This is a genomic window from Methyloglobulus morosus KoM1, assembly GCF_000496735.2.
In the GTDB taxonomy this organism is placed as follows: domain Bacteria; phylum Pseudomonadota; class Gammaproteobacteria; order Methylococcales; family Methylomonadaceae; genus Methyloglobulus; species Methyloglobulus morosus.
In genome coordinates this window covers 21,182-29,047 of sequence record NZ_AYLO01000027.1, presented here as the reverse complement: position 1 = coordinate 29,047, position 7,866 = coordinate 21,182, and the positions used below count along the sequence as shown (strand labels likewise).

The following is a 7,866-nucleotide window of genomic DNA, read 5'->3' as shown; positions in this document are numbered from 1 at the left end:
CACTCCTCTTCAGTTAAGATATCTTCTTATAGTTTGGGTACGATAAAAACCTTAATCCAGGTGTTGACATTTTTTGGGTCTTGCAAAAATGGATTCCCTCTTTTCCCTATAACGTCCTACGCGCATACTATCAGGGCTAAAGTGGGTTGACAATTACTTAGCCACAGTAGACATCTCCTGCCAAAGCTCCGAGGGTTTTTTTATGCCCAAAACCTTCTGTGCTGCCTGCATCCCTGACACGCTCACACCATACACGCCACAACCGGGAGAACACCAATGCCCTGCGAAATATAAACCACTGACCGGTGAAGCATTCTTGACGCGAGTTGGATCGGTTTGGGCGGGCATCACATCCCAGCCATAGGCAGCCCCTTGATAATTTTGCGTGTAGCGCTGCATGGTTGTCGGCGATCCACCTTCAATAAAGTTAATGTGCCGCTTTAAACCGGGAATATATTGTCCTGCGATTTCTAACATCGTATCCATATAGCCTTGCTTGGCTTGTTCCCAGGAATCCTTGATACCGTAAGGCAACAATGTAGTCAGCACCAGTAAATGTTCGCCTGCCGGGGCAAGTCCTGAGTCAACCAATGTCGGCGCAGTGATGCTGATCCATGACACTTCTCCTGCCGATGTCCGTTCAAAATTCAGGTCATGGTCAAAATCGCGGTAACAGAACGATTCATAACTCATATTCAACTTAACCAAATCCAAACTCGTCGCTATATAAACCACAAAGATGGACAGGGAATGCTGTAAATTTTTGATTTTTTGCACATAACGATCTGGGAAATAGCGCTCGCCAACCAAGTCAAATACCGTCTGACGCATATCTGCATTGGAAATCACTACGGGTGCATAGACATAGGCGTCTTTTAGCACAATACCCGACACCCGGCCTTCCTCGATGACTATCTTTTGAACGGGCGAGCGAAACCTGACAATACCGCCTTGTTGCCTAATACCCTTGACCAGCACGTTGGCCAATTCCTGGAAGCTGCCCTTGCAATAATAAGCCCCATCGACCATATAACTCATCAACATGGAAGCCCAATAAATAAAGGACACTTTTGTAGGCGGTAATCCCAGATAAGGCCACAAAGTGGCAAAAACCCCACGTAATTTAGGGTCGTGGATAAATTTGTCCATGACTTCACTGAGGGTTGATTTACGGTATTGGCATAATGTCGGCATTACCCGGTAAATGGCGTCAAAGTCGCTGCTTGACATCATTTCATTGGCCAGCGCCACTTCTTCCGTTACCTGCAAGCATAATCGGGTCAAATTTTCCAATCCCTGCCGTTCTTCTGGGTAGTGTTGCGCCAGCGTTGCCGTAAATGCTTCTATCGACTGCGGCAGGACAATGTTGAGTCCCGGATAATAGACATGACTGAACGGGTCGATCTTAACAAATTCAATCTCATCGATAACCCCCAGTGCGTTCAATACCTTATAAATCACTTGGCCACCCCGATAACCCTGCGGCTCGCAACCGCTGATTAAATGCACCCCGGCATCAAACTGGTATTTTTTCCGTTTAAAGCCATGTGCATAACCACCAGGACGGTCATGGGCTTCCAGCACAATGACTGATTTTCCGGCCTTGGACAACAATGCAGCCGTAGTTAGCCCACCGATGCCGCTACCAATGACAATGACATCATAGTGGTTCAACCTAGAATCTCCAGTTGGTCGCATCCGGGCGTGCGGTTTCTCCAATCATAGTTGTCGTAGCCAACTGAGGGTTCATGGCTCATGGTTTTTGCAATCCCAGCTTTTCCCATAATATCGTGGGCGTTTCATAACACATTTCACGGGTTGCCATGTCGATGGCAACCTGGGACGTGTAACCCCGAGCCAACCGTTGGCGAGATTCTTTATCAATAATTTGATAGTTGATCTTCAGGCGATTCTGCCATTCAATTAGGTAGGCTTGGACAATGATTTTCTGCCTGAATTTAAGCGGCTTAGCATAGCGTATGCGGAGATCAATGATCGGCCAGCTATAACCCGAAGCACGCATTTTCATGTAGCCGTAATCAATTTTATCCAGCAGGTCGCACCGCGCCATTTCAAAATATTTGGCGTAATGCCCGTGCCAGACAATTTCCATTAAATCAACATCAAAAAACGGCACATCAATTTCGGTTTCGGAGCTCACAATACTAGGGCCCATACAAGCTCCAGTGCTGGTCGCGTATCAGTTGCAGGCAAAGCCGCAAAGCTTGTTCCAAAGCCCGGTCTGCCTCCAAAAATGGGACATGCTCCCTGACTTGCGACAAGGTCATGTTTAAGTTGGCACTGAGCGGCTGACCCTCGCTCCGCAGCTCGACCGCCTGTACTGCCGCTATCAGCACGGCGGCAGCCACCTGCTCCGTCAACTCAAGCACCCGTATACAATCACGCGCGGCAATGGTCCCCATGCTCACCTTATCCTGGTTATGGCATTCTGTGGAACGGGAGAACACACTTGCGGGCATCGTCAATTTCAAGGCTTCCGCCGTCCATGCGGAAACGGCAATCTGCACGGCTTTAAAACCGTGATTTAGCATCGCTTGTTCGCCTTTTGCGCCCGAAAGATTGGCGGGTAAGCCATGGTTAAACTTAGGGTCAACCAGTTGCGCCATTTGCCTATCTATCAGGTCGGCCAAATTTGCCACAACGGTTTTCAAGCTATCCATTGCGAAGGCGATATGGCCACCGTAAAAATGTCCGCCATGCAGTACGCGCTCATGCTCCGCGTCGATAATAGGATTGTCGTTCGCGCTATTCAGCTCATTTTCAATAAACTGACGAAACCAAGGCAAGGCATCTTCCAATACGCCAATAACATGCGGCGCACAACGCAAGGAATAACGATCTTGCAAACGGGCATCATTTCGGGAGGCTTGGCCGACAACGGACAAATCTTCCCGGATACGTCTGGCTACCTTGATTTGTCCCTCATGCGGCTTAACGGAGAATAAGCTTTCATCAAAATGTCCGGCATTGCCCAATAGCGCAACTGAAACTAGGCTGGTGATACGGGTACTCAATTGGGATAAATAAGCGGCGCGTTGATACGCCAAACAGGCCAGGGCAGTCATGACCGCCGTCCCGTTCATGATCGCCAAACCCTCCTTCGGGTTCAATTTGAGCGGCGCAATGGTCAATGCGTTAAAAACGGTTTCAGCCGATTGTATTTGCCCTTGATACCAGACTTCCCTCTCGCCCGCCACTACCGCCGCCAGATAAGACAAGGGCGTTAAATCGCCGCTTGCGCCGACGGAACCTTCTTGCGGAATTAAAGGCAGGATGTCGTGTTTGAGTAATTGACTTATCTGTAGCAATAATTGATAACGCACCCCTGAAAATCCTTGCGCCAAGCTATTGATACGCACTGCCATAATCGCCCGCGTCTGTACCCGATCAAAATGAGTCCCTAGGCCGCAGCCATGGAAAGTATAAAGATTACGGGGCAAGTCAGCGACATATTCCAAGGGAATAGGCACAGTACACGAATCGCCGTACCCTGTGGTAATCCCATAAACCACACCTTCTTCCCGGAGCAGTTTATTGACAAACAGGGCGCCCTTATCGATCCTGTCCCTGAAGTTCACGGCATCGCTTAATTGTAGGGCTTTCGTCTGGTTTGCGAGGTGGCATATATCTTCAATAGTCAATCTGTCCCCATTGACCAGGACGGTGTTTTCAGTCATTGCCAGCCTGCCAGAAATCATAGAAATTGAACCATTGCAGTGGTTCTTTTAAGCAATAGTGTTGTAATCGGTCGGCATACGCTTGGACATAGCTTTCTAGGGCTGCTTCCCGGTGTTTTCGGGGCAGGATTAACCCGTCACTAAACCAATCAAAATAAATTTTGTGCCGCTGTTGATGCTTCAAGCAAAACAAGGTGTAGACCGGGCATTTAAGTAAGGCAGCCAATATGAATGGCCCTTGCGGAAACAGGGCGGGATACCCCAAAAAGATAGCACTTGAAACGCGGTTTTGCCCAGTCACGGGTGTCCTGTCCGCCGCAATCACCACCAATTCGCCGGCATCAATCTTGTCCTGCAACATCATCGCGGTTGCCGCGTTTGTGTTTGTCACTTGAATCAGGTTTATACGGTTGGAGCTAGCATGGCGGTTTAATAAGGCATTAAATTTTTGGGCATGTTTAGTATGGACCAATACATTCACCGTCACCACATCCTTGCGTAAACTGGCAATAGCCCGTAACACCTCCGTGTTGCCAAGATGGGAGCCCAGTATCAATAAACCATGGCCTTGCCTAAAATGCTCAACAATAGCCTCGCGCCCCCTATATTCAACATCTTGCAGGGTTATTGAACCACTCCAAACCGCCAATTTATCAATAAGGGCATTGGAAAAACTGACAAAATGCCGATAGCTATCGTACAAAGACCCGTGTAACTCCTGTTCGGGCAAGCCCTGTTCAGACAAATAGGCCGACACCCTTTGCAGATATTGGCGACTGGCTTTCCGTCCTGACCGATTAATCAACCAATAATAGCTAACCACGGGATATAAAAAAAACTGTAAAACCTGTCGTCCGAGCAACAGATATACTTTTAACAGCAACTGCATTCCCCAGATGATGCCTCTTTCTTCAAACCGCGCCCAGTGCTTCATTGCCAATGCCTTAGTAAAAGGATCGGTAAGCGCCACAACATGCCCAGAAACAATTGGGCATGTTTTTTGGAAATCAGCAGATTGTCTTGCAGCATCCTGAAATGGGAAACGCCATCCAGAGGATATTTCACATCTGTGGCAATATTGACAATCCCTATGCCTTGCCAATGTAAGCGCACGGCAATGTCAATATCAAAATCCATGTGCTGCCCTAATGCCGTTGATTGCAATAGCTTATCGACAGCAGCAAGCGGATAACACCGAAAGCCGCACATCCCGTCCTTAATATCAAAAGACAAGGTGTTGATCCAAATCCACAGATTAGTGAATTCGCGGCCATACAATCTTTTTTTCGGAACGCTGCCATCATAGTGGGGCACACCCAGAATCAACATATCGGGGTTTGCGGTGCTGGCGGACAAAAAAAGCTTAATGTCATCCAAACAATGTTGCCCGTCAGCATCCAGTTGAATGGCGTGGGTAAAACCATTGCTTATCGCCAACTGAAATCCCGTGATGACCGCTGCCCCTTTACCGCCGTTTCGGGTCCGTTCACGCAAGACGACCCATTGTTTTTCTTTTTCGGCTAGTCGCCTTAATTCTGACGTACACTGCGCGGAACTGCCGTCATTAATCAACAAACAAGGTAAATTAAATTGTCGCAGTGCCTCAATCACCTGTCCAATAGCCTCATGGTGGTTGTACACCGGAATGATGATACAGGTTTTCATTTCTCAACGCCGTACAACAGCCTGCCTGAACTGTGCGATTCGATAGGGCTGCTAAAGTCGAAATACAACTTGCCGCCGCTTTCATTCCACCTTAGTTGAAGTGTCAGTTTATCATCAGGCCGGATGATCTTTTTAAACTTAATGACTTCCATGCTCGAAAAAGGCCGTGTGATGGGAAAAAACAGTTTGCCATACTTTTCTACCCAAGCCAGTTGGGCAACACCGGGTAAAATGGGCTGGCCGGGGAAATGACCGGAAAAATAAGGCAAGTCGGCTTGCACCCGTAACGACAATTCCACACAGCTATCCTTTTGGCTGAAAAACTGAAGTTGCGGAAATAGCCGACTATCCAAGGACAACAATCCATTTATTTTTTCATGGTCAATTTTTCCTTGGGCCGACAACGGCAATTGGTCGATGAACAACCACTTTTTGGGCAGCACAACGGTTTCAAAACTATCCAGGAGCTGATACCTAAGCTGTTTGATTAAACTGCCTCGACCTTCTTGCATCAAATAATCCAGGCCTTGTGCCGTCAAAACTATCACGCTTGCAATCCGCACCCGCTTATCATTCCAAGATTGGCAATAGGCTTGCTGTACCCAATCAGACTGCTGTAATACCTGCTCCATTTCGTCCAACGATAAGCGTTTTTCTTCTATTTTTACGATACGGTCGCTTCGGCCTAAAAGCCTAAACCGACCATCCTCATCCATCTCAAGGCGGTCATTCAACAAATACGGTGTGCCCGAAGGCAGATAAGGCGATGTTAACAAGTACTGTTGCTCGGCAGTGGGTGCGATATTAACGCCAGGGAAAGGCAACCAGCGTTCATCAGCTACTGGCTTGCGCCAAGCGATGCCGCCCGTTTCAGAACTGCCATAAATATCAATCAATCGCTGACTGCAATGGCGCTCGACAAATCGGGCGACAGCCAAGTCTATTGTGCCTCCAGAACTAAAAATGGCTTTCAAGCGGCTTAGTTCTGACCAGGGGGTCAATTCTTCATCGAGCCTTTTTAACTGGGCAGGACTGGCCACCCAATACGAGGATTGCCCTTGTGCGGATTTTAATAGCGATTCTGGGCTGAGATAGATTTGGCTATGGAAACATCGGCCAGTCGCCAACGGCCACAGCACCCGAAATAACAAGCCATAGATATGCTGATGGCTGACAGTCGCCAACGCTTGTGACCCCGCCAATTCAGTGCCCCATTGTTGCTCCAAGCCGTCAACTTCGCATTGCAATTGCCATAACTCTTTGGGGATGGCTTGCGGAATCCCTGTCGACCCGGACGTAAAAAGCGTTAAACATGACCGCCTTAAATCTAATTCCGATAACGTCATTGTACCTTCAGTACTGGACAAGCTCGGCAATAACATTGCCTTTCCCATAGGCCAATCACCCAGTAAAACGCAACCTTGTTGCAGCAATTTTTCAGCCGTTGCGGGTCGGTTATTGGCGGCAACCCAGACAGACTTACCGGCATGCCACAACGCAAACAGCATAACGGCAAAGGGGTAAGCCTGGTCGCAGTATAAGGCATAATCCATTTCAGGCTGCCGTATTAAAACAGCCGCCTTGTTCGCCACATCCCGGCTAAAATCAACACGGCCTATCCGCTGCCCTTGATGCTGTGCAATGGCTACTGAAGGCGCGCGTCCCAAGGCACACTGCGAAAGTGGCATCCGTCCTGATTCAATGTTCATGTGGCAGCATCCTGATACGCACCAAGTATTCAATCCCCATCAACAAGCCAATCAGTAAGTATGCAATGCAACCGTTGTAAAGGCTCCACCAGAAAAAATTGGCCCACAAAGCCGTTCCAGCGGCAATCGAAGCATTGACGATAAAAAATGCGCTCCAGATATACGTCACTTTTCGGGTATAGCTGACGCCTTGGGCCGATAAGTTGGGATGTTGCAAACGCGCCAAGCGTTCAATAGCGGGTGGCGGATATGCCAAGCTAACCGCAAACAATAAGAATAAGCAAAGGTTCACCACGACCGGATACAAGCGCAAACTTAATGCGCTGTTATCCCATACGGCAAAGAGGAAATATAAAGCACCAACCCCAATCAACACCCGACCCCATTGCTTATCAGCAGGGAACAAACAAAGCCGAACCAGCAATATCACTAGCAAAGCGGCTGAAATTTTCCAGGGTTGCAGCGTTTGAATGCCTAAATAGACCGCTAAGGGATACAAAAACATGACAAAACCGATAATACCGTTTAACAATCGGAACATCAGGCATTCATCAGTTTGACTATCGCTTCAACCACATCGCTTACCGTCCGTGCCGCTTTAAAATCTTCAGGCTTGACTTCCCGCCCCGTGAGTTCTTTCAATTTCACGATCATATCTACCGCATCGATACTGTCAAAATCCAAGTCTTCGTACAGGCGCGCTTCCAAAGTCACTTGGCTTTCTTCAATTTCAAACATCTCCATCATGATTTTCTTGATACTGTCCAAGATCTCATCGCGATTATTCATGCTTC

Annotated in this window: 8 protein-coding genes; all 8 read right to left on the bottom strand. The window is 48.1% G+C overall.

From position 1 onward, the window contains the following. Positions 1 to 153: 153 nt before the first annotated feature. Complete coding sequence (locus MGMO_RS04070) at positions 154 to 1,674, bottom strand: phytoene desaturase family protein (protein WP_051383959.1); 1,521 nt, start codon at positions 1,672 to 1,674, stop codon at positions 154 to 156. 79 nt (positions 1,675 to 1,753) lie between these two features. Then, a complete protein-coding gene (locus MGMO_RS04065) occupies positions 1,754 to 2,176 on the bottom strand; it encodes an acyl-CoA thioesterase (protein WP_023493761.1) in 423 nt (140 codons plus the stop codon). Further along, positions 2,166 to 3,698, bottom strand: a complete 1,533-nt coding sequence (locus MGMO_RS04060) for an HAL/PAL/TAL family ammonia-lyase (RefSeq protein WP_023493760.1) — start codon at positions 3,696 to 3,698, stop codon at positions 2,166 to 2,168. The genes MGMO_RS04065 and MGMO_RS04060 overlap by 11 nt, the downstream gene beginning before the upstream one ends. Continuing rightward, complete coding sequence (locus MGMO_RS04055; RefSeq protein ID WP_023493759.1) at positions 3,691 to 4,632, bottom strand: LpxL/LpxP family acyltransferase; 942 nt, start codon at positions 4,630 to 4,632, stop codon at positions 3,691 to 3,693. The genes MGMO_RS04060 and MGMO_RS04055 overlap by 8 nt, the downstream gene beginning before the upstream one ends. Next, complete coding sequence (locus tag MGMO_RS04050) at positions 4,629 to 5,363, bottom strand: glycosyltransferase family 2 protein (protein WP_023493758.1); 735 nt, start codon at positions 5,361 to 5,363, stop codon at positions 4,629 to 4,631. Before MGMO_RS04050 ends, MGMO_RS04055 begins: the two co-directional genes overlap by 4 nt. Next, positions 5,360 to 7,072 carry an ApeI family dehydratase gene (locus MGMO_RS04045; protein ID WP_023493757.1) on the bottom strand — a complete coding sequence of 571 codons (1,713 nt, stop codon included), beginning with the start codon at positions 7,070 to 7,072 and terminating at the stop codon, positions 5,360 to 5,362. The genes MGMO_RS04050 and MGMO_RS04045 overlap by 4 nt, the downstream gene beginning before the upstream one ends. Continuing rightward, positions 7,062 to 7,613, bottom strand: a complete 552-nt coding sequence (locus MGMO_RS04040) for a COG4648 family protein (protein WP_023493756.1) — start codon at positions 7,611 to 7,613, stop codon at positions 7,062 to 7,064. The genes MGMO_RS04045 and MGMO_RS04040 overlap by 11 nt, the downstream gene beginning before the upstream one ends. Further along, positions 7,613 to 7,861, bottom strand: a complete 249-nt coding sequence (locus MGMO_RS04035; protein ID WP_023493755.1) for an acyl carrier protein — start codon at positions 7,859 to 7,861, stop codon at positions 7,613 to 7,615. Before MGMO_RS04035 ends, MGMO_RS04040 begins: the two co-directional genes overlap by 1 nt. Positions 7,862 to 7,866: the final 5 nt, after the last annotated feature.